This window comes from Rhodococcus sp. LMD, from assembly GCF_056108245.1.
Map to the genome: position 1 here is coordinate 4,502,615 of NZ_CM148557.1, position 20,736 is coordinate 4,523,350.

Genomic DNA, 20,736 nt, shown 5'->3' on the forward strand with positions numbered 1-20,736 from the left:
TTCTCCTATCGGGGACGCGGAACCGTCTTGTCGATGAACAGTCCCTCCACCGAGACGCACAGCTGTCCGTCGGCCGTCGTGATGCTGCCGACGGTGCGGATCTTGCGGCCGTCGACGGAGACGAGCCGGCCGGTGACGACGAGCGGCTCGAACAGCGGCGTGGGCCGGTGGTAGTTCGTCTCGAGCTTCGCCGTCATCCCGGACTTGCCGCCCCAGGCGTTGGCGACACCCAACACGTGGTCGAGGATCAGGGCCGACACCCCGCCGTGGACGCACCCGGGCGGACCCTGGTACGGCATCGTCAGCGTGACCGTGCCCTGCACCGAGCCGTCCTCGAGGCCCTCGAGGACCAGGGGCGGGGCGATGGCGTTCTCGGGGCCGGTGACCGGGTCGTGCCGGGTGACGCCCTCACCGTTCCACATGTCGATCAGTCGTTCGGCGACCTCCGGGGCGTGTTCCTCGAGGTGGTCGGCGATGCTGTTCAGTTCCTCCGCGACCCGGTCGAGGTTGGCGTTGCCGCGGTCGGTGCGCAGCATGGCGTCGACGACGCGGCGCGCGGCGGCGGTCGCCCGGTCCACCGGCGCGTCCTGCGGCGCCGAGGTCAGCACCGTGCCGTGGGCGTGGGTGGCGGCGGTGGGATGGGTTCCGACCTTCACGGACGCACCTCCATGACGGCGTGGGTGAGGACGGGGGCGCCGTCGCGCTCCGGGCAGGTCGCCAGCAACGTCAGCCGGTCGCCGTCGTGCCAGACGGCGGTCTCGATGGTCTCGCCCGGGAACAGCGAGCCGGCGAACCGCACCGAGTAGCTCTGCACCCGTGCCGGATCGCCGTCGAGCAGGCCGTCGACGACGGCCTTGCACACGATCCCGTAGGAGGCCAGACCGTGCAGGATGGGCCGGTCGAAACCGGCGGCCTGCGCGAACGCGGGCTCGGCGTGCAGCGGGTTCATGTCGCCGCTGAGCCGGTACAGCAGGGCCTGCCGCGTGCCGGTGGGCGAGACGAGGACGGTGTCGGCGTCGCGGTCGGGCACCGTGTGCGGCGTCTCCGGGCCGGGTTCGCCGCCGAAGCCGCCCTCGCCGCGGGCCCAGATCTGCATGCCGGTGGTCCACAGCGGCGCACCTTCCGGGGTGGTGGCCGCCTGTTCGAGCACGATGACGGCGGCCTTGCCCTTGTCCCACACGTGCGCCACGCGCGACGAGATGTGCGCCGTCCCGGAGGCGGGGATGGGGGCGTGCAGCTGCAGCGACTGCCCGCCGTGCAGGATGCGGCGCAGGTCGATGTCGATGCCGGGCAGGTTCATGCCGGCCGGTTTCAGCGCGCCGGCCGAGATGCCCTGGCCGGCCACCATCGCGAACGTCGGCAGCACCCGCAGGTCCTTCTCGTACACCCAGCGCAGCTCGGCCGGGTCGAGTCCGTCGCCGCCGGCGCCGAGCCCGAGGTGGTACAGCATGACGTCGCGGTTGGTCCAGACCGCTTCGCGCACAGTGGGTTCGGCGGACAGTGCGGTCTTCGGGTCGATGGGCACGGTCAGTTCTCCTTCTCGTCCGCGGTTCCGGTGAGGGTTCCGGCCCGGTACAGCGTCACCACGCACGCGCCGCCGAGCCCCAGATTGTGTTGCAGGCCCACGCGGGCGCCGTCGACCTGACGGCCGCCGGCTTCGCCGCGCAGCTGCCAGGTGAGTTCGGCGCACTGGGCCAGGCCGGTGGCGCCGAGGGGATGGCCCTTGGAGAGCAGGCCGCCCGACGGGTTGACCACCCACCGGCCGCCGTGGGTGGTGGCACCCGACTCGACGAGCTTGCCGCCCTCGCCGGGGCTGCACAGCCCGAGCCCCTCGTAGGTGATGATCTCGTTGATGGCGAAGCAGTCGTGCAGTTCGATCACGTCGACGTCGTCGACGGTGAGCCCGGACTCGGCGAACACCCGGGCGGCGGCCGCTCCCGTCATCGGGGCGCCGACGACGTCGATCATCGAGCGGCTGTCGAACGATTCGCCGGTGTCGGTGGTCAACGCCTGCGCGACGATCTCGACGGCCCGGTCCTCGAGGCCGTGCTCGCGCACGAAGGCCTCGCTCACCAGGACCGCCGCGCCGGCGCCGTCGGAGGTGGGCGAGCACTGCGAGCGGGTGAGCGGCGCGTGGATCATCTTGTCGCCCAGCACCTGTTCGAGGGTGTACTCGTCGCGGAACTGCGCGTAGGGGTTGTGCACCGAGTGCCGGTGGTTCTTCACCGCCACGGCGGCGATCTGCTCGGCGGTGGTGCCGTAGCGCTCCATGTGCTCGACCGCGGCGTTGCCGAACAGCTGGGCGGTCATCGGGCCGGTGCCCCACTCGTGCAGGTCGGTCATGACGTTCAGGTGGTGGTCGAGCGTGGTGACCTTCGGCAGTTCGCCGGTGCCGGTCAGGGAGGTGCGGGTCATCTTCTCGAACCCGACGGCCAGCGCGACGTCGGCCTGCCCGCCCTGCACCCAGTCCCGCGCCGTCATCAGCGCCGTGGAGCCGGTGGCGCAGTTGTTGTCGACGTTGACGATCGGGATGCCGGTCAGTCCCACCTCGTACAGGGCGCGCTGACCGGCGGTGGACGGCTGGAACACGTAACCGACGGCGGCCCGCTGCACCCGCCCGTAGCCGATGCCGGCGTCGCCGAGGGCCATGTCGACGGCCTCGCGGACCATCTCGGGGTATTCCCGGCCGCTGGTCTCGATCTTCTCGAACTTCGTCATCCCCACGCCGACGACGAACACGCGGCGTCCCTGCCGCGCCGACGTCACGGCGGTGCTCACTTCCCGGGCTCGGGGTCGCGGGGCAGGCCGAGCAGGCGCTCCCCGATGATGTTGAGCTGAACGTTGGTGGTGCCGCCGGCGATCGACATGCACTGGGAGTTGAGGAACATCTGCGTCGCCGACCGGCGGTCCTGCGCGCCGAGCAGGGCACGCGGTCCGGCCCAGTCCATCGCGACCTCCCACACCTGCTGGATGTGCTCGACGCCGAGCAGCTTCGCGACCGAGGACTCGGCACCGGGCTGGGCACCGGCCAGGGAGCGCAGCGTGGTGCGCAACGCCATCAGCCCGCCGGTCTGCGCGTCGCACAGCACCTTCCCGAGGACGGTGGCCTGTTCGTCGTCGAGTCCGCCGGGCAGTTCGGCGGCCAGGTCGAGCAGGGCCTCGCCGCCGGAGCCGAGGGACGAGTCGTGCGAGAGGGAGACGCGTTCGTTGGCGAGGGTGGTGCGGGCGAGCTTCCAGCCGTCGCCGGGCTCGCCGACGAGGCACTCGTCCGGGACGAAGACGTTGTCGATGAAGATCTCGTTGAACAGCGCCTCGCCGGTGATCTCGCGCAGCGGGCGGATGTCGAGACCCTCGCTGCCGCGCATGTCGACGAGGAAGTACGACAAGCCCTTGTGCTTGGGAGCGGAGGCGTCGGTGCGGGCCAGGCAGATGCCCCAGTGGGCGTCGCGGGCCATCGAGGTCCACACCTTCTGCCCCTGCAGGATCCACCCGCCGTCGATCTTGGTGGCCTTCGTGGTCAGCGACGCCAGGTCCGAGCCCGCGCCGGGCTCGGAGAACAGCTGGCACCAGACGATGTCGCCGCGCAGCGACGGCGGCACGAACCGCTCGAGCTGCTCCGGGCTGCCGTGCTCGATCAGGGTCGGCACCACCCAGTTGCCGATGATCATGTCGTGCGGCCTCAGGCTCGCCGCGCGCAGTTCCTCGGCGATCACCAGCTGGGTGACCGCGTCGGCGCCCTTGCCCCACGGCGCGGGCAGATGCGGTGCGGTGTAGCCCTTCTCGGCGAGGTACGTGGTGCGTTCGGCGCCGTCGAGCGTGGCGGCGGGCGCGAGTTCGCCGCGCACCTCGTCCCGGATCCGCTCCGCCTCCGGCGGCAGGTCGATGCCGAGGACGCGGCGGGTGCCGCCGCGGGTGAGGTCGGTGACCCGCCGGCGCCACGACGCGGTGGAACCGAGCAGGATCCGCAGCGACTGGGCGCGGCGCAGGTACAGGTGCGCGTCGTGTTCCCACGTGTAGCCGATGCCGCCGAGAATCTGGATGCAGTCCTTGGCCACGGCGAACGCGGCCTCGGGGGCTGTGGCGCCGGCGACGGCGGCCGCGAGGGACGCCTCGTCCGCCTCGGCACCGCCGGGGGTCAGGGCGCGGGCGGCGTCCCACGCGCACACGCGGGCCTGCTCGGCGAGTGCGAGCATGCGTGCGGCGCGGTGCTTGACGCCCTGGAACTGGCCGATCGGGCGGCCGAACTGGCGGCGCACCGCGGCGTACTCGGCGGCGGTGCGCACGCACCAGTCCGCGATGCCCGACGCCTCGGCCGCGAACAGGGCGGCCGCGAGATCGGTGACGCGCTGCGGGTCGATCCGCAGCACGTCGTCGGCGCCGAGCGCCAGACGGTCCACCTCGAACTGCGAATTGCCGCGCACCACGTCGTGACTGGGCAGATCCTCGACGTCGACCCGGTCGCGGTGCAGCAGCACCCAGGCGCGGTTGCCGGCGTCCTCGGCCGCGACGAGCAGCACGTCGGCGGTGTGGCCGCCGAGGACGAATCCGGACCGTCCGGACAGGGTGGTGCCGGCCGAGCCGCGCCCCACCCGCAACGTGCCCGGGTCGAGGGCGACGCCGGCGAGCGTGGCGCCGTCCGCGAGACCGGCGAGTTCGGCGGTGCGGCCGGCCTCGCGCAGCACCGCGGCGGTCAGCACGGTCGGCAGGAACGGGCCGGGCACCATCGACCGGCCCAGTTCCTCGATGACCACCGCGAGTTCGACCAGACCGAAGCCGGCGCCGCCGACCTCCTCGGGCAGGTGCAGCCCGAGCACACCGAGTTCGGCGAGCGAGCCCCAGAACGCGGGACGGGTGTCGGTCTTGGCTTCGACGGCCTGGCGCACCACGTCGGCGGTGACGTGGCGGGCGGCCCAGCCGCGCACCGCGTCGCGCAGGTCGCGGTCCTCGTCTGTCAGTCCAATGGTCATGTCGGCCTCGCGAATTCGATGGTGGTGGTCAGATGCGTTCGATGACGGTGGCGGTGGACAGTGCGCCGCCCGCGCACATGGTGACCAGTGCCGTCGACCGGTCGGACCGCTCGAGCTCGTGCAGGGCGGTGGCGAGGAGCCGGGCACCGGTCGACCCGACGGCGTGGCCGAGGGCGATGGCGCCACCGTTGACGTTGACCTTGGACATGTCGGCGTCGAGCACCTGCGCCCACGACAGGACGACCGACGCGAACGCCTCGTTGATCTCGACGAGATCGATGTCGTCCAGCGTCATCCCGGCCTTGCCGAGCACGTGGCGGGTGGCGTCGATCGGGCCGTCGAGGTGGTAGTACGGGTCGGACCCGACCATGCCCGAGGCGACGATCCGGGCACGGGGCCGCAGGCCCAGTTCCTGGGCGCGCTCGGCGCTGGTGAGCAGGACCGCGGCGGCGCCGTCGCTGATCTGCGACGCGGAGCCCGCGGTGTGGATGCCGCCCTCGACGACCGGCTTCAGCGCGGCCAGGCCTTCGGCGGTGGTCTCGCGCAGGCCACCGTCGCGGGTGACGACGGTGGTCTCGCCGGTGGGCACGCCGTCGACGAGGACGGGCGCCTCGGTGGGGACGATCTCGCGGTCGAACCGGCCCTCGGCCCAGGCGGCGGCGGCGCGGCGCTGCGACTCGAGGCCGAAGGCGTCGGTGTCGCCGCGCTTGATGCCGCGCTTGGCGGCGATGCGCTCGGCCGAGGTGAACTGGTCGCCCATGTCGATGGTCCAGTCGTCCGGGTAGGGGTTGCCGGTCTCGGGGGTGAGGGCCTGGCCGAGGAACACCCGGCTCATGGATTCGACGCCGCAGCCGATGCCCGCGGTGATCTGGCCGGAGGCGATGAGACCGGCGACGATGTGGACGGCCTGCTGGGAGGAGCCGCACGCGCAGTCGATCGACGTGGCGGCCGTCGTGTAGGGCAGGCCGGCGTGCAGCCAGGCCTGCCGGGTGACGTTGTTGGACTGTTCGCCGGCCTGGGTGACGCAGCCGCCGACGATCTGCCCCACCTGGTCGGGGGCGAGGCCGGCGCGCTCGAGGACGGCGCGCTGGGCGGTGCCGAGCAGGGTGGCCGGGTGCAGACCGGACAGGGCGCCGCGGCGGCGGCCGACGGGGGTACGGGCCGCGTCGACGATGACTACGTCGGTCATGAGCTGGCTCCTCGGAACATGAGTGCTGGGCAAATGTCGATGGGACGCGCCGGCGCACAGAACCGGAACGCGTTCACTTTTGGAATGTATTCCATTTTCTACGCCACGGCAATGGCCTATTTCGGACCCCATGCAGGTCTACGCCCCGCGGACGGAATGAGAATTCATTTCAGTTACGCAGGCACGCCGAGGTTCGGGACACGGGTGCGCGACCGGGAGGTCAGACGGAGGGTGCCGGGCTCGCGTTCGCCGGGCTCGCGTTCGACAGGCCCGCGAGCAGCAGCTCGCACGCCACCCGCAGGTCGGACTCCGCATCGGGAACCGAGATCCGGCCGTTGAGACTGGACTGGATGATCCCGAACCACGCCTGCTCGAGGACCCGCACCAGCGTCGCGTCCCGTTCGGTGACGTACTCGAGCCCGGCCGCCCGATAGAGCACCTCGCGGAAGCGGTGGTCGATCTTCGCGACGTCGGGAATGGAGGTGGCCTTGGCGGTGCTCGTGGACTGGATCATCGCCGTCGCCAGCAACGGCCGTCGCCGCAGCGCCCGCGTCGCCCGCACGAGCGCCTCGTAGACGGCCTCCTGCGGGGTGGCGTCCGGATTGGTGCGCTGGGCCATCCGCTCGCTCATCTGATCGATCTGATCGACCATGACCGCCACGAACAGGTGCGTCTTGGACGGGAAGTACCGGTACAGGGTGCCGATGGCGACGCCGGCCATCTTCGCGACCTCGTGCATCTGCACCCGTTCGAGTTCCTTCTCGGTCGCCAGGCTCGCAGCGGCGTCGAGGATGCGCCCGAACCGCGCGCGCTGCTCGGCGGACGTCGGCTCCGCGGCGTCCCGCGCTTCGGCAACTCTGGGCACGGGGGTCCTCCTCCGTCGTCTCGTCTCTGCGGCGATGCCGCGCCGCCCAGCATCCCGCGTTCCGCGCCGAGCCGCCGGAGATCTTCCGCTCAGTGGGACGCGCGCGTGCTCGGCGCACGAGAGGGAGGATACATCGATCCCGGGCACCCCTCGTTCCAGCAGGTGGCGGCTCAGATCAGGTTGTCCTCCACCGGCAGGCCGAATGCGCCCCGTCCGTACATCGCGAGGGCGCGTTCGGGATCGTTGGCGACGTGCACGCTGCCCGCGTGTGCGTCACGCCACGCCCGCTCGACGGGGGTCCCCCGGCCGAGCGAGTTGCCGCCCGAGGTCTTGAACAGCAGATCGATCGCCTCGACGGCACGCTCGGTGCCCCGCACCTGGTCGCGGCGCAGCCGCAGCCGCAGCCGCGTCGGCAGCGGCTGCCCCGCCACCGCCAGCTCGTACAACTCCCGGATGTTGCGGTCCGTCTGGAGGATCGCCGCGTCGATCTCCGAGGCGGCCCGGGCGACGGCGACCTGCGCGAACTGGTCCTCGGCGAACCGGCCCCCGCCCAGGCTCAACCGCACCCGGTTCCGCATCGCCCCCAGATACTGCTCGTAGCACCCGGCGACCGTTCCGATCACCGGCGCGGCGACGGCGGTGGTGAAGATCGCGGCGAACGGCAGCCGGAACAACGGTCCCGGGTTCACCGCGTGCCCGGGGGCCCGCAGCTGCGCCAGGTCGTAGTTGCGCACCGTGCGGTGGTGCGGCACGAACGCCTTGTCGACGGAGATCTCGTTGCTGGCGGTTCCGCGCATGCCCACGACGTCCCACACGTCCAGGATCCGGTAGTCGCTGCGCGGCACCAGGACGGTCATGAAGTCCACCGGCCGGCCCTCGGCACCGACGACGAGCGCCCCGAGCAACGCCCAGGTCGCATGCTCGCACCCGGACGAGAACCGCCAGTTGCCCGACAGCCGGAAACCACCGTCGACCGGGACGAGTTCGCCGACCGGCGCGTACGACGAGGACAGCAGCGTCGAATCGTCCTGCCCCCACACGTCGTCCTGGGCCTGCGGGTCGAACAGGCCCAGGTGCCAGGAGTGGACCCCGAGGATCGACGTCACCCAGCCCGTCGACCCGCAGGCCCCCGAGATCTCCCGCACCACCTCGTAGAAGCGCACGGGGTCGCATTCGAGACCGCCGTACCGGGCGGGCTGCAGCATCCGGAACACCCCCGCCGCGGCCAGGTCCTGCACGGTCTGGTCCGGCACCCGGCGCGAGTCGTCGACCGTCTGCGCGCGCTCCGCGATGGACGGCAGCAGTTCGCGCACCTTCGTCAGCACGTCGTCGGGCATCGGCGTCACTCCTTCGTGACCGGGGCGGGTACGGGCTCCCCCATCGTGCGGCGCCGGCGCCGCGGCCCGCCGGAACGTGTCCCGGACAGTGGGATCGCCGCACCCCCGGTGACCGGCCTCACCTAGCGTCGATCCCACAGGTCGCAGGCGGCTGCCGTCCCCCGGCCCACCCGCGCACAGCACCGAGGTGCTCCATCCGATACCACATTTCCTCCGAAAGGACGGACGACAGTGAGCTCCAGCAAGTCCGACGACGTCGAAGTTCGCGAGATCGTGGCCGGTGCCGCTCCCACCCGGTTCGCCCGGGGATGGCACTGCCTGGGCCTGTCCGAGTCCTTCAAGGACGGCAAGCCGCATTCGATCCACGCCTTCGGCACCAAGCTCGTGGTGTTCGCCGACAGCAACGGCAACCTGAAGATCCTCGACGCGTACTGCCGGCACATGGGCGGCGACCTCAGCCAGGGCACGATCAAGGGCGACTCGGTGGCCTGCCCCTTCCACGACTGGCGCTGGGGCGGCAACGGCCGGTGCACCTCGATCCCCTACGCGCGGCGCGTCCCGCCGATCGCGAAGACCCGCGCGTGGCACACCCTCGACCAGGACGGAATGCTGTTCGTCTGGCACGATCCCGAGGGCAACCCGCCGCCCGCCGACGTCACCATCCCCCGCATCGAGGGCGCGACGAGCGACGAGTGGACCGACTGGGTCTGGTACACCACCGAGGTCGACACCAACTGCCGCGAGATCATCGACAACATCGTCGACATGGCGCACTTCTTCTACGTGCACTACTCGTTCCCCACGTACTTCAAGAACATCTTCGAGGGCCACGTCGCGACGCAGATCATGCACGGTCAGGCGCGCGAGGACATGCGGCCGCACGCCGACGGCCAGCCGAAGCTCGTCGGCAGCCGCTCCGAGGCGGCGTACTTCGGTCCGTCGTTCATGATCGACGACCTGCAGTACAAGTACGAGGGCTACGACATCGACTCGGTGCTGCTCAACTGCCACTACCCCGTCAGCGAGAACAAGTTCGTCCTGATGTACGGGATCATCGTGAAGAAGTCGGACGCCCTCGGCGACTCGGCCGACGAGACGGCCCGCAAGTTCGGTGACTTCATCGCCCGAGGCTTCGAGCAGGACGTCGAGATCTGGAAGAACAAGACGCGCATCGAGAATCCGCTGCTGTGCGACGAGGACGGCCCGGTCTACCAGCTGCGCCGCTGGTACGAGCAGTTCTACGTGGACGCCGCCGACGTCAAGCCGGAGATGACCGAGCGGTTCGAGTTCGAGATGGACACCACCCGCCCCGTGGCGGCGTGGATGAAGGAGGTCGAGGAGAACCTCGCCCGCAAGACGGCAGCCGAGGAGGCGGCGACCACCGATGCAACCCCTGCAGTGCACTGAGTGCGGCGCCCGGGTTCTCGTCGCCAAGAACAGCTGGGAGCACACCTCCGTCCAGTGGAACGAGGAGGCGCGGTCTCGGTGCCCGGAGATGCGTGAGCAGGGTGGGCAGGACTCCCGGCCCGGGGCGCCGCGCCGTGGTTGCGCGAAGCTCGCCGAGACGATCACGTGGGCCGCGACCGAAGGCCGCCTCACCGTCCTCGACGACACCCCGGTCCCGGGGCCGATCATCCAGTAAGTCAGCCGGAAAGGAACTTTCGTGATCGACGTCAAGCAGTACGGCCCGTGGGCCGTCATCGCCGGCGGCTCCGAGGGCGTCGGTGCCGCGTTCGCCGACGAGCTCAGCAAGGCGGGGCTGAACCTGGTGCTCGTCGCCCGCAAGCCCGGCCCGCTCGAGGAGACCGCCGAGAAGGTCCGCGGCAACGGGGTCGAGGTGCGCACCCTCGCGCTCGATCTGCTCGCCGACGACGCGGTCGAGCAGCTCCGGCGGGCGACCGCCGACGTCGAGGTGGGTCTGCTCATCTTCAACGCCGGCGCCAACAGTTACGGTCACGAGTTCGTCTCCGGCGACCTCGACGGCTTCCGTGGCGTGATCACCCTCAACATCGATCGGCAGCTGGAACTTTCGCACCTGTTCGGGTCGAAGATGAAGGAGCGCGGGCGCGGCGGCATCATGCTGCTCGGCTCGCTCGCCGGATACATGGGGTCCGAGCACCAGAGCATCTACGCGGCGTCGAAGGCGTTCAGCCGGGTCTTCGCCGAAAGCCTGTGGCTCGAACTGGCCCCGCACGGGGTGCATGTCGTCGAACTCGTCCTCGGCGTGACTCGCACCCCGGCGATGATCCGCGCCGGACTGAACTTCGACATCCCCGGCATGCTCGTCGCCGAGCCGGAGGAGGTGGCCCGGGAGGGCCTCGATCACCTCACCGACGGACCGGTGTGGGTGGCCGGCGGCAACTACGAGGCCGCGGTCAAGCGCAGCGGATTCCCCCGCGACAAGCTCGTCCGGGGCGCGGCCGAGGCGATGCGCAAGCTGCTGAACAGGAGCTGACCGAACGGATTTCCGGGGCGTCGGTGTGAAAGCACCGACGCGGGGGTACCTTACACACGATCGGGTCGGCCGGACTGCGCACATTCCATGACAGTCGGTCCACCGTCGACTTGCTGCGCAGGACGGCCGGCCCGATCGGTTCTCGTCTCCGAACTGCCCATCCGCCGAGCACGGCGGGTGGGCAGTTCGTTTCTGTGCGGGTCGGAGCACCGGCCGGGTCGACGGCCGCGCCGGCGGGATCTGTGAACTCGGTGCGACGTCGGTGGGGCGGACCGCCAATGCGCTCCGCGCAGAGCGCCGACGATCCTGCCCTGCAGGCGCACCGGGGTCATGGCGCAGCCGTAGCCGACGATCACGACGAGCCATGACAGATCGCGGCGCGGGCGCACCGTCGCAGCCGCACCGACAAATTCGTCGCGAGCAGCGTCGCGACGACGCCGAGCAGCACGGCAGGAACCATGCCGTGCGAGGTGCGGCCCAGCACCAGGGCTCGACGACGAAGGCCCGGCCGGGGTGATCCCCGGCCGGGCCTTTGTTCGTGTTCCCTCTGCGAGCTAGGACTTCGGGCTGAACGCCGCCAGCGGCTCGGACCCGGACCAGTCGTGGCCCCAGTAGCTGTCGGCGGTGATCTCCTCGGCCGTGTAGTACGCCTCGTCGACGAGCATTCCCTCGGTGCCGAACTCGAGGTCCCAGCCGCCCGGCGCGCGCACGTAGAACGAGACCATCTTGTCGTTCGTGTGCCGGCCCAGCGTCGAGGAGATGGAGAACCCGAGCTTACGTACGCGGTCGAGTGCCTGACCGACGGCGTCGAGGGTGTCGACCTCGGTCATCAGGTGCACGAGGCCGGGCTCCTCGGTCGGCGGCGCCGGGCACAGGGCCAGGCTGTGGTGACGCTGGTTCACGCCGAGGAAGCGCACGCGCCGCGCCGGGCCGGGAGCCTGGAGCCGGATCGCGCCGCGCGGCAGGAAGCCGAGCACCTCGGTGTAGAAGGCATGCGCCGCGTCGAAATCGGTGGCGGGCAGCACGACGTGGCCGAGGCCCTGCTCGCCGGTGACCCACCGGCCGCCGTGCGGGGTGACGACGGGGCTGTGGTCGAGCACCGGGCCGAAGAACACCTCGACGCGGGTGCCGATCGGGTCGTCGAACGCGATGACCTGCTCGGCGTCGCGGTAGTCGCATTCCTCCTGGGAGAGGACGTCGACGGTGACGCCCGCCTTCTCGACGGTCTCGCGGACCCGCTGGAGGGCGAACTGATCGCGCACCTCCCAGCCCACCGCGAGTGCCTTGTCGGATTCGCCGGGCAGCACGATCAGGCGTGCCCGCCGCTCGTCGACCCGCAGGTAGAGGCCGTCCGGTTCGGGGCCGGAGCCGACGGCCATGCCGAGGCCGTCGACGACGAGTTCACGCCAGCGCGCGACGTCGGTGGTCTGGATCCGGAGGTATCCGAGTCCTCGAATATCCGTCATATGTGTTCCTTCCGGGACGTTCGCGGGAGAGCTAGATCATCGAGCGGTGGACGCCCTGCGGCTCGCCGCCGAGCTGGGTCAGCGCAGACGCGTGGAAGATCGAGCCGGGGACGTGGATCGCGTGCGACAGACCGACGTGCGCATCGCGCCAGAAACGCTGCATCGGGAACTTCAGGTGCATCGCGCCACCACCGGCGCGGGCGAAGATCTCGTCGACGGCGCGGACGGCCCGCCACGCGGCAGCGGTCTGGGTGCGGCGCCCGATGGCACGCTCGTCGAAGGTGACCTCCTGGCCTTTGTCCGTCTTGTCCCAGAAGCGGTCGACGGTCTCGAGGATCGCGGCGCGCGACGCGGCGATCTCGGCGGCCGCCTCACCGAGGGCATAGAGGACGTACGGGTCCTCCTTGATCGGGATACCGGTGACCGCGACGCGCTCCTTCTGGGCCGCGATGTAGCACGCGAGCGCGCCCTCGGCCATGCCGATCAGCGACGAGGTGATGCCCAGCGGGAAGATGCACGAGAACGGGAACTTGTAGAGGGTCTCGTCGCGCCCGGCGTGCCGCCAGCCGTTGCCGCTGAGGACGACGTCGGCGTCGAGGGTGCGGTAGGTGGGGATGAAGGCGTCCTCGATGATCAGATCCTTCGAGCCGGTGCCGCGCAGGCCCACGACGTTCCAGCTGTCCTGGTCGATCTCGTAGTCCGAGCGCGGCAGCAGCACGTGCAGGACCTGCGGCGGGTTCAGCCGGTTTCCGTCCTTGTCGCCCACCGCGGCGCCGATCATGATCCAGCCGCAGTGGTCGGTGCCCGAGGAGAACGACCAGCGGCCGTTGAGGATGTAGCCACCGTCGACCGGAACCGCGACACCCATCGGCGCGTACGGGGAGGCCATCCACATGTCGGGGTCCTCGCCCCAGATCTCGTTCTGCGCCTTCGGATCGAAGAACGTGAGCTCCCACGGGTGTACGCCGACGATGCCGGCGACCCAGCCGGTGGCGCCGTCCATTGCTCCGATCGCCATCGCGGTCTCGGCGAACTCGCGCGGGTGGACTTCGAGGCCGCCGTGCTCCTTGGGCTGCAGCATGCGGATCACACCGGCGTTGCGCAGCCGCTTGGCGTTGTTGTCGGTCAGGCGCATGAGCTTGTCGCCCTCGGCGCCCTCGGCGCGGATCTCGTCCGCGTACTGGATGATGTTGTCCAAAACCTGGCCCATGACTGTCAGCTCTCTGCTCGGGACCCGAGGGTCTACTTCTGGGCGGCGAGACCGACGGCGATCTCGATGAGTTGGTCTTCCTGGCCCCCGACGAGGTTGCGGCGGCCGGCCTCGATGAGGATCTCCGCGCCGGAGACCCCGTACCGATCGGCGTGGGTGGCGGCGTGCTTGAGGAAACTCGAGTACACCCCGGCGTACCCCATCGTCAGCGACATCCGGTCGAGGAGGCACTCGCCGTCCATGATCGGCCGCACCACGTCCTCGGCGGCGTCGATGATCTTCAGGGTGTCGATACCCGTTCGGATACCGAGCTTCTCGGCGACGGCGACGAACGCTTCGACGGGGGTGTTGCCGGCGCCGGCACCGAACCGGCGGGTGGAGCCGTCGATCTGCAGTGCGCCGGCACGCACCGCGAGCACCGAGTTGGCCACGCCGAGCCCCATGTTCTCGTGCCCGTGGAAACCGACCTGCGCGTCGTCGCCGAGCTCGGCGACGAGGGCCGCGACCCGGTCGGAGACTCCCTCGAGGACGAGGGCGCCGGCCGAGTCGACGACGTACACGCACTGGCAGCCGGCGTCGGCCATGATGCGCGCCTGCTTCGCGAGCACCTCGGGCGGCTGGCTGTGCGACATCATCAGGAATCCGACGGTCTCGAGTCCGAGCTCGCGGGCCAGACCGAAGTGCTGGGCGGAGATGTCGGCCTCGGTGCAGTGCGTGGCGATCCGGCAGATCGACGCGCCGTTGTCGGCGGCCTCGCGGATGTCCGAGCGGACCCCGAGCCCCGGCAGCATCAGGAACGCGATCTTCGCCTGCGTCGCGGTCTCGACGGCCGCCTTGATGAGCTCCTGCTCGGGGGTGCGGCTGAAGCCGTAGTTGAACGACGAGCCGCCGAGGCCGTCGCCGTGGGTGACCTCGATGACGGGCACACCGGCGGCGTCGAGTGCACCGACGATCGAGCGCACGTCCTCGACGGTGAACTGGTGACGCTTGGCATGGGAGCCGTCACGCAACGACGAGTCCGTGATCCGGATGTCGAGATCTGCGCTGTAGGGCATCGACTGTGTTCCTTCGAAAGTACGGTCTGCGGTGGGGTTCTACACGCGGGCGGTGAGCAGCTTGGCCGCGAAGCTCTCGCCCACCTTCGTGGCGGCCGCGGTCATGATGTCGAGGTTGCCCGAGTACGGCGGCAGGAAGTCGCCGGCGCCCTCGACCTCGAGGAAGATCGCCACGCGGGCGCGTCCGCCGCTCATCGGGGTGGGGTCGTCGAACTGCGGCTCGGCGCGCAGGCGGTAGCCGGGGACGTAGCCCTGCACCGTGGCGACCACCTCGTGGATCGACGCGGCGATCGCGTCGCGGTCGGCGTCCTCGGGGATCGAGCAGAACACGGTGTCGCGCATGAGCATCGGCGGCTCGGCCGGGTTGAGGATGATGATGGCCTTGCCCTTGCGGGCGCCGCCGATCGTCTCGATGCCGCGGCTGGTGGTGATGGTGAACTCGTCGATGTTGGCGCGGGTTCCGGGGCCGGCCGACGGGGAGGCGACGCTCGCGACGATCTCGGCGTACTCGACCTCGGTGACGCGGGAGACGGCGTGCACCATCGGGATCGTGGCCTGGCCGCCGCAGGTGATGAGGTTGACGTTCGGTGCGTCCTCGTGTTCGCCCATGTTCACGGCGGGCACGACGGCCGGCCCGAGGGCGGCCGGGGTGAGGTCGACGACCTGGATGCCGAGTTCGGCGTAGCGGGGTGCGTTCGCGCGGTGCACGTAGGCCGAGGTGGCCTCGAAGATCACGTCGGGCCGCTCGTCCTGGGACAGCAGCCAGTCCACCCCCTCGTGGCTCGCGACCAGGCCCTCGGTCGCCGCGCGGGCGAGACCCTCGCTGCCGGGGTCGACACCGATCATCCACCGCGGCTCGATGACGTCCGAGCGCAGCAGTTTGTACATCAGGTCGGTGCCGATGTTGCCCGGCCCGACGATCGCGGCGGTAGCCTTCGTCACTGGTGCACTTCCTTACTTGAATTCTACTGAGACAGAGCCGATGTCGCTGAAATCAGCGCGGAAGACGTCGCCCGGGCGGGCATCGACGGCGCGGGTGCACGAGCCGGGCAGGATCACGTGCCCGGCCTCGAGCCGCACCCCGAAGCTCGCCACCTTGCGGGCCAGCCACGCGACGGCACGGGTCGGGTCGCCCAGTACCGCCGCCGCCTCGCCGCGCGCGATCTCCTCGTCGCCCTGGTACAGCACCGCCGAGATCGCTCCGATGTCGACCCGGTCCGGTTCGATGCGGCCCGCCCCGAGGATCACTCCCGCGGACGAGGCGTTGTCGGCGATCGTGTCCGCCAACCCGATCCGCCAGTCCACGATGCGCGAGTCGATGAGTTCGATGCTCGGGACGATGTACTCGGTCGCCCGGAGCACGTCCGCCTCGGTGCAGTCCTCGCCGGGGAGGGTCTCGCCGAGGACGTAGCCGATCTCGACCTCGATGCGCGGGTAGCAGAACTGCGCCGTGTCGATGGGCTCGTCCTCGGCGTACACCATCGTCGAGAGCAGGTGTCCGTAGTCGGGCTCGTCCACGCCCATCATCTTCTGCATGACCTCGGACGACAGGCCGACCTTGTGGCCGTAGACGGTGGCGCCCGCCTCGAGCCGGCGGCGGATGTTGATCAGCTGGATCTCGTACGAATCCACCACGTCGATGTCGGGGAAGGTCTCCGTCAGCGGGGCGATCGCGGCGCGGTCGCGCTCGGCGGCCCACAGAAGATCGGCGGCGGCGAGTCGCCGGGAACCGTCGAGCATCGTGCACTCCTGGAACTGGTCGATGATCCGCGCGTCGTCGCGCCGATCGGTTGTCTCGAAGGTGGCATATGCGCAGGTGGGAGGACGGAAGTCTTCCCGCTCAGCGGGATCGTGGGCTAGCTGCGATCGTCGTCGCGCAGCAGGAACGCAAGGACCGCCGACAGCCACGCGTCGCGGGCTTCGATCATCGTCCAGTGCCCGCACTTCGGGAACGTGTGCAGCTCGCAGTTCGGGATGTCGCGCATCGGCAGCATCGCCATGTCCACGGGGCTGACCCGGTCGTCGCGGCCCCACGTCAGCAGGGTGGGCGCGGTGATCTTGTGCAGCTGCGCCCAGTACGGGGTGACGTTCGAGGCGGCCGCCGCGGCGGCGCCGGCGGCGAACGCCTTCGAGCTGTACATCCGGCGGGCGATCTCGAGGGTCTTCGGTTCGGTGGCGAGCGCCCAGCGTTCCTCGACGAGCTGGTCGGTGACCACGGCGGGGTCGTAGACCATGGACTGCAGCCAGCGGACGAGGCCCTCGCGGGTGGGGTTGTCGGTGAACTCCATGAGCAGCTTGATGCCCTCGCCCGGTCCGGGCGCGAAGACGTTCTTGCCCATCCCGCCGATCGTGACGAGCCTGCGCACGCGGTGCGGCTCGTCGATGGCGACCTTGGCGGCGACGATCCCGCCCATCGAGTTGCCGACCATGTCCACCGCACCGAGACCGAGGCCGTCGAGGAAGGTGCCCACGGCCCCCTGCGCCATCGCCATCGGATGGCCGTCGCCGGGGTCGCTGACGCCGAAACCGGGAAACTCGAGCACCAGGCAGCGGAAGTGCCGCGCGAAGTCGGCGAGGACGCCGCGGTAGTTGCGCCACCCCGTCACCCCCGGGCCGGAGCCGTGCAGCAGCAGCAGCGGCGGTCCGTCGCCGGCCTCGTGGTAGCGCAGCACACCCTGATCGGTGGGAAGTTCCTTCAGGGTCCCCTCGTAGCTCACTTCGGTCATCGTCGTCCCTGTTCGTCGCCGTGGTGCCGGGCACACCGCCCATTCGAACCGCAGGCTGCCAGCCCTGATCGACGACGGCCATACACCATCCCGTTCAGCGAGATCACCGCTCGGTCGACGGCGGCGCCGCCGACCCCGTCCGCTCAGCGGGACGCTCGCTCGGACCGCCCCGGCCCTGACCTAGCGTCGCCCATCGACCAGTGATCACGCCGATCCGTCCCCACGACCCGGAGGTGGACTCATGCCCCTCGAGACGACGACCCTCGCACCATCGACAGCCGACGCGCCCAGCCCGGAGGACATGCGCCGGGTGATGGGACAGTTCGCCACCGGGGTCACGGTGGTGACGGGACTGGACGACGAGGGCCCGGTGGGGTTCGCGTGCCAGTCGTTCGCCTCGGTGTCGCTCGAGCCGCCGCTCATCCTGTTCTGCGCCGACCACCGCGGCCGCGCGTGGCCCCGGATCCGGGCGACGGGGCGGTTCAGCGTCAACGTGCTCCGCGAGGACCAGTCCGACCTGTGCGCCCGGTTCGGCTCGAGCCGGGGGCGCAAGTACGAGGATCTTGCCTGGGAGGTGTCCCGCTGGGGAACGCCGGCGCTGCCGGACGTGCTGATGCGCGTGCACGCGCAGGTGCACGACGTCCACGTCGCCGGCGACCACGACGTGATCATCGGCCGGGTGCTGGAGCTGGACACCGTGTGCGAGGAGCGTCCCATGGTGTTCTTCCGGGGCCGGTTCGGGATCGAGAGCCCGGCGCCGGTGGTCTGACCGGGCCCGTCGCCGGGCACAGACCCACCGTCGCCGATACCGTGCATGCCGGCACCACCGCCCGCCACACGGAGACACGCATGCCGGTACCGCACACCAAGGACGAGTTGCTGCACGCCCTCGCCGACACGTACGGCGCGCTCACGCGCGAGCTGCAGCGTGTGCCTGCCGAACGGGCCCGGGAGGCGTCGCTGCCCGGGCACCGCGCCGGAACCCGGATGAGCCCGGCCGATCTGGTGGCGTACCTGATCGGATGGAGCGAACTGGTCGTTTCGTGGCACGACGACCGCGCTCGCGGCATCGACCCGCACCTCCCGGCACCGGGATTCACCTGGAACCGACTCGGCCCGCTGGCGCAGAAGTTCTACCGCGATCATGCCGACGTACCGTGGCCGCAGCTGCTGCAGCGGCTCGATGCCGCCCACGACCGCATCGTTGCCCTGGTGCGCGGGCTCGACAACGACGAACTCTACGGCGCGCCCTGGTATCGCACGTACACCGCGGGACGGATGATCCAGCTCAACACCTCCTCCCCGTACACCAACGCCCGGCGCCGCCTCCGCACCTGGCTACGCGCCGAGGGCCTGTGAGCCGCCCGCCGTCGCCGGCCGGGTGATCACTCCTCGCCGAGCTCCTCGGTGACGTCGCGGACGGCCCGGTCGCTCGCGTGCCATTTCCCCGGTTCGGTAGCACCCGGGACAACACCGGATGCGTGCCCACGACCGGCGAGGTCCGGTCCATGCAGGACAACAGCGACCTTTCGATACCACGGGTCGACCGCGGCTCTGCGGCAAGAACATGTCGAGATCCCGGACCCGTCTCCGTCCCAGCATCGGCACGACGACACTCGGAGGATGGGTCCCATGGCACACGTGAAACGTTTCGACCACATCGGCATCACCGTCGCGGACCTCGAGTCGGTGACGGCGTTCTTCGTCGGACTGGGTCTCGAGGTGGAGGGCACCGGATCCGTGGAGGGCGAGTTCGTGGAGACCGTCTGCGGCATCCCCGGCGCGCACTGTGAGATCGCCGTGCTCCGGCCGCCCGACGGAGGGACCCGGCTGGAGCTCGCGACCTTCGTCACGCCCGACCACGGGCCCGGATCACCCACGGCGATGCCCAACGAGCTCGGGCTGCGCAACGTGTCCTTCGAGGTCGACGACCTCCAGGCGGCCGTCGACGCGGTGGCTGCGGACGGTTACGGGCTCGTCGGCGGCATCGGCGAGTACGAGAACAGCGTGCGGATGGCCTACGTGCGTGGACCCGAAGGGATCATCGTGTCGCTCTTCGAGCAGATCGGCTGACGCGCGGGCGCCGTTGCCCGCGTGCCGATCCGTTGCCCGGGTCGCGGCGGTAGTTCCGAGAATGCCCTTCTGCAGCAGTCCCGTACGACGATCGACGACGGTCCCGCTCGGCCGATGACGTAAACGTCGGTCTTCGTCCACGCCCGAACGCCTGGGCGGGGACACTTGCTTGCGCCCAGAGCCTTCCCGTGCCATCCTCGATAACCATGACTACAGGAAAGGCGGCCACCGCCACCATCCGGTGAGCGCCGTGCCGATCTCATCAGCGGTTCCGCACCGCACCCTGTCCACCGGAATCACCGATCCGCACGCCCTTGCCGCCGCCGCGTCCGCCCGGCGCGACCATTGGCTCGCGCAAGGACTGTGTACGAGGCCTTCCGACCAGCCCGCCGCGGAATCCGCCGTCGCAGAGCTCTACCGACGAGCGGGATTCGACGAACCGGAGTTCGTCTGGGTCCCCTCTCCCCCAGCGGCACTGCAGTCGATTGCCGACGAAGGCCTCTCCGTCCCCCCGCTGCGCTTCGGAAAGCCGGCACACCCTTCGGCGGGGATCGCCGCACTCTGGTCCGCGTCCCGTGACCGGATGGACGCCCGCACACCTCGGCGGCAGGACCCGCTCCTTCGTGCGGCCGTGTGGGATTCGTTGCGGACGTCTCTGTACGTCGGTGTCGCGACGGCGATACGCACACTGTGGCCGCGCCCGACTCCCGGTGTCACCTGGTACGGGCAACAGGAGGCACATCGGGTCGCGTACTACGACACGGTCCGACGCTTCGGCCTCGCGAGCTTCGAGTCGCGCGACGACGACCTCCTCGATCTTCAGGCCGCACTGGTCCGCGCCACCGGGTGGTGGTGGGCGTTCGGCGGAGTCTGCGTCATGGCCGAACGGCCTACCGCACTACACACCGAACCCACACCCGAGGGCGTCCACAACGAACGCCGCTTACACCACCCCGATCGTCCGGCACTCGAATTCTCGGACGGCAGCCATGTTTTCGTGCATCACGGCACCATCGTTCCCGATTGGGTCGTCCTCGATCCCACCGTCGAGCGGATCAACGACGAGCGCAATATCGAGGTCCGCCGATGCGCCATCGAGCGAATCGGCTGGGACAGGTACATCGACATGGCTGCGCTCGAACTCGTGGACCGTGCCGACGATCCGGGAAACCCGGGATGCACGCTCGGACTGTATGCATCCCCGACCGGTTGGGGTCGGCCCAGCCGGATCCTGCTCGTCGTCAACGGTTCCGCCGAACGCGACGGGCAACGGCGCCGGTACGGCCTGCACGTCCCCGATTGGGTTCCCTCCGCACTGGACGCCGCGGGCTGGACCTACGGCATCAGCGGTACCGACTATGCCCAACTCGTTCGCCGAACCTGAACTCCACCA

The 20,736-nt window shown here is 70.3% G+C and carries 21 protein-coding genes; 7 read left to right on the plus strand and 14 right to left on the minus strand.

Annotation, left to right across the window (positions count from 1 at the left end; genetic code table 11):
* Nucleotides 1–5: 5 nt before the first annotated feature.
* The 7 genes from ACWPQI_RS20485 to hsaA form a co-directional block, all read right to left on the minus strand.
* Nucleotides 6–656, minus strand: coding sequence for a PaaI family thioesterase (locus ACWPQI_RS20485; RefSeq protein WP_010596073.1), 651 nt, complete (start codon nt 654–656; stop codon nt 6–8).
* On the minus strand, nt 653–1,525 hold the full coding sequence (locus ACWPQI_RS20490) for a MaoC/PaaZ C-terminal domain-containing protein (protein WP_040270147.1): 873 nt from the start codon (nt 1,523–1,525) through the stop codon (nt 653–655). The genes ACWPQI_RS20485 and ACWPQI_RS20490 overlap by 4 nt, the downstream gene beginning before the upstream one ends.
* Before the next feature lie 2 nt (nt 1,526–1,527).
* Nucleotides 1,528–2,718 carry a lipid-transfer protein gene (locus ACWPQI_RS20495; RefSeq protein ID WP_052455247.1) on the minus strand — a complete coding sequence of 397 codons (1,191 nt, stop codon included), beginning with the start codon at nt 2,716–2,718 and terminating at the stop codon, nt 1,528–1,530.
* 56 nt (nt 2,719–2,774) lie between these two features.
* Complete coding sequence (locus ACWPQI_RS20500; RefSeq protein ID WP_040270143.1) at nt 2,775–4,967, minus strand: acyl-CoA dehydrogenase family protein; 2,193 nt, start codon at nt 4,965–4,967, stop codon at nt 2,775–2,777.
* A gap of 28 nt (nt 4,968–4,995) precedes the next feature.
* Nucleotides 4,996–6,156 carry a steroid 3-ketoacyl-CoA thiolase gene (locus tag ACWPQI_RS20505; RefSeq protein ID WP_474738476.1) on the minus strand — a complete coding sequence of 387 codons (1,161 nt, stop codon included), beginning with the start codon at nt 6,154–6,156 and terminating at the stop codon, nt 4,996–4,998.
* 220 nt (nt 6,157–6,376) lie between these two features.
* The gene (locus ACWPQI_RS20510; protein WP_010596079.1) at nt 6,377–7,021 is read right to left on the minus strand and encodes a TetR/AcrR family transcriptional regulator; all 645 of its coding nucleotides are present in this window, start codon (nt 7,019–7,021) and stop codon (nt 6,377–6,379) included.
* Nucleotides 7,022–7,191: 170 nt separating this feature from the next.
* Nucleotides 7,192–8,358, minus strand: a complete 1,167-nt coding sequence (hsaA, locus tag ACWPQI_RS20515; RefSeq protein ID WP_017679869.1) for a 3-hydroxy-9,10-secoandrosta-1,3,5(10)-triene-9,17-dione monooxygenase oxygenase subunit — start codon at nt 8,356–8,358, stop codon at nt 7,192–7,194.
* A gap of 231 nt (nt 8,359–8,589) precedes the next feature.
* Here hsaA and ACWPQI_RS20520 point away from each other — a divergent pair, with 231 nt between their 5' ends.
* Genes ACWPQI_RS20520 through ACWPQI_RS20530 form a run of 3 tightly spaced genes read left to right on the plus strand, consistent with a single transcriptional unit; the run spans nt 8,590 to nt 10,813 of the window.
* Nucleotides 8,590–9,765, plus strand: coding sequence for a 3-ketosteroid-9-alpha-monooxygenase, oxygenase component (locus tag ACWPQI_RS20520; RefSeq protein WP_003934712.1), 1,176 nt, complete (start codon nt 8,590–8,592; stop codon nt 9,763–9,765).
* The gene (locus ACWPQI_RS20525) at nt 9,743–10,000 is read left to right on the plus strand and encodes a hypothetical protein (RefSeq protein WP_017679868.1); all 258 of its coding nucleotides are present in this window, start codon (nt 9,743–9,745) and stop codon (nt 9,998–10,000) included. Before ACWPQI_RS20520 ends, ACWPQI_RS20525 begins: the two co-directional genes overlap by 23 nt.
* A 21-nt stretch (nt 10,001–10,021) precedes the next feature.
* Nucleotides 10,022–10,813 carry an SDR family NAD(P)-dependent oxidoreductase gene (locus tag ACWPQI_RS20530; RefSeq protein WP_474738477.1) on the plus strand — a complete coding sequence of 264 codons (792 nt, stop codon included), beginning with the start codon at nt 10,022–10,024 and terminating at the stop codon, nt 10,811–10,813.
* 352 nt (nt 10,814–11,165) lie between these two features.
* Here the strand turns inward: ACWPQI_RS20530 and ACWPQI_RS20535 are convergent, their stop codons facing one another.
* From ACWPQI_RS20535 to ACWPQI_RS20565, 7 genes are all read right to left on the minus strand, one after another.
* Nucleotides 11,166–11,297, minus strand: a complete 132-nt coding sequence (locus ACWPQI_RS20535) for a hypothetical protein (protein WP_017679867.1) — start codon at nt 11,295–11,297, stop codon at nt 11,166–11,168.
* Nucleotides 11,298–11,367: 70 nt separating this feature from the next.
* Nucleotides 11,368–12,279, minus strand: a complete 912-nt coding sequence (gene bphC, locus ACWPQI_RS20540; RefSeq protein ID WP_017679866.1) for a biphenyl-2,3-diol 1,2-dioxygenase — start codon at nt 12,277–12,279, stop codon at nt 11,368–11,370.
* A 31-nt stretch (nt 12,280–12,310) separates the two neighbouring features.
* Nucleotides 12,311–13,489, minus strand: a complete 1,179-nt coding sequence (locus tag ACWPQI_RS20545) for an acyl-CoA dehydrogenase family protein (RefSeq protein ID WP_124258337.1) — start codon at nt 13,487–13,489, stop codon at nt 12,311–12,313.
* Nucleotides 13,490–13,521: 32 nt separating this feature from the next.
* Nucleotides 13,522–14,544, minus strand: coding sequence for a 4-hydroxy-2-oxovalerate aldolase (gene dmpG / locus ACWPQI_RS20550; RefSeq protein WP_017679864.1), 1,023 nt, complete (start codon nt 14,542–14,544; stop codon nt 13,522–13,524).
* Nucleotides 14,545–14,583: 39 nt separating this feature from the next.
* Nucleotides 14,584–15,432: an acetaldehyde dehydrogenase (acetylating) gene (locus tag ACWPQI_RS20555; protein WP_474738860.1), complete on the minus strand. Its 849-nt coding sequence runs from the start codon at nt 15,430–15,432 to the stop codon at nt 14,584–14,586.
* A gap of 66 nt (nt 15,433–15,498) precedes the next feature.
* On the minus strand, nt 15,499–16,284 hold the full coding sequence (locus ACWPQI_RS20560; RefSeq protein ID WP_017679862.1) for a 2-keto-4-pentenoate hydratase: 786 nt from the start codon (nt 16,282–16,284) through the stop codon (nt 15,499–15,501).
* A 116-nt stretch (nt 16,285–16,400) separates the two neighbouring features.
* The gene (locus ACWPQI_RS20565; protein WP_017679861.1) at nt 16,401–17,270 is read right to left on the minus strand and encodes an alpha/beta fold hydrolase; all 870 of its coding nucleotides are present in this window, start codon (nt 17,268–17,270) and stop codon (nt 16,401–16,403) included.
* Between the two features lie 241 nt (nt 17,271–17,511).
* Between ACWPQI_RS20565 and ACWPQI_RS20570 the strand changes: the two genes are divergently transcribed.
* From ACWPQI_RS20570 to ACWPQI_RS20585, 4 genes are all read left to right on the plus strand, one after another.
* Nucleotides 17,512–18,039 (plus strand): flavin reductase family protein, encoded by a 528-nt coding sequence (locus tag ACWPQI_RS20570; protein ID WP_040274228.1) that lies wholly within the window; start codon nt 17,512–17,514, stop codon nt 18,037–18,039.
* An 80-nt stretch (nt 18,040–18,119) separates the two neighbouring features.
* Nucleotides 18,120–18,629: a ClbS/DfsB family four-helix bundle protein gene (locus ACWPQI_RS20575; RefSeq protein WP_026137567.1), complete on the plus strand. Its 510-nt coding sequence runs from the start codon at nt 18,120–18,122 to the stop codon at nt 18,627–18,629.
* Nucleotides 18,630–18,902: 273 nt separating this feature from the next.
* On the plus strand, nt 18,903–19,343 hold the full coding sequence (locus tag ACWPQI_RS20580; RefSeq protein WP_017679858.1) for a VOC family protein: 441 nt from the start codon (nt 18,903–18,905) through the stop codon (nt 19,341–19,343).
* A 241-nt stretch (nt 19,344–19,584) separates the two neighbouring features.
* Nucleotides 19,585–20,727 (plus strand): DUF6745 domain-containing protein, encoded by a 1,143-nt coding sequence (locus ACWPQI_RS20585; protein ID WP_040274226.1) that lies wholly within the window; start codon nt 19,585–19,587, stop codon nt 20,725–20,727.
* Nucleotides 20,728–20,736: the final 9 nt, after the last annotated feature.

Excerpts from the sequence above, each read along its gene's own strand:
- ACWPQI_RS20505 (WP_474738476.1), bottom strand. The coding sequence starts at position 6,156 with ATGACCGACGTAGTCATCGTCGACGCGGCCCGTACCCCCGTCGGCCGC.
- ACWPQI_RS20565 (WP_017679861.1), bottom strand. The coding sequence starts at position 17,270 with ATGACCGAAGTGAGCTACGAGGGGACCCTGAAGGAACTTCCCACCGAT.
- hsaA (WP_017679869.1), bottom strand. The coding sequence starts at position 8,358 with ATGCCCGACGACGTGCTGACGAAGGTGCGCGAACTGCTGCCGTCCATC.
- ACWPQI_RS20495 (WP_052455247.1), bottom strand. The coding sequence starts at position 2,718 with ATGACGAAGTTCGAGAAGATCGAGACCAGCGGCCGGGAATACCCCGAG.
- ACWPQI_RS20525 (WP_017679868.1), top strand. The coding sequence starts at position 9,743 with ATGCAACCCCTGCAGTGCACTGAGTGCGGCGCCCGGGTTCTCGTCGCC.
- ACWPQI_RS20545 (WP_124258337.1), bottom strand. The coding sequence starts at position 13,489 with ATGGGCCAGGTTTTGGACAACATCATCCAGTACGCGGACGAGATCCGC.
- ACWPQI_RS20570 (WP_040274228.1), top strand. The coding sequence starts at position 17,512 with ATGCCCCTCGAGACGACGACCCTCGCACCATCGACAGCCGACGCGCCC.
- dmpG (WP_017679864.1), bottom strand. The coding sequence starts at position 14,544 with ATGCCCTACAGCGCAGATCTCGACATCCGGATCACGGACTCGTCGTTG.
- ACWPQI_RS20555 (WP_474738860.1), bottom strand. The coding sequence starts at position 15,432 with ATGTACAAACTGCTGCGCTCGGACGTCATCGAGCCGCGGTGGATGATC.
- ACWPQI_RS20500 (WP_040270143.1), bottom strand. The coding sequence starts at position 4,967 with ATGACCATTGGACTGACAGACGAGGACCGCGACCTGCGCGACGCGGTG.
- ACWPQI_RS20560 (WP_017679862.1), bottom strand. The coding sequence starts at position 16,284 with ATGCTCGACGGTTCCCGGCGACTCGCCGCCGCCGATCTTCTGTGGGCC.
- ACWPQI_RS20575 (WP_026137567.1), top strand. The coding sequence starts at position 18,120 with ATGCCGGTACCGCACACCAAGGACGAGTTGCTGCACGCCCTCGCCGAC.
- ACWPQI_RS20580 (WP_017679858.1), top strand. The coding sequence starts at position 18,903 with ATGGCACACGTGAAACGTTTCGACCACATCGGCATCACCGTCGCGGAC.
- bphC (WP_017679866.1), bottom strand. The coding sequence starts at position 12,279 with ATGACGGATATTCGAGGACTCGGATACCTCCGGATCCAGACCACCGAC.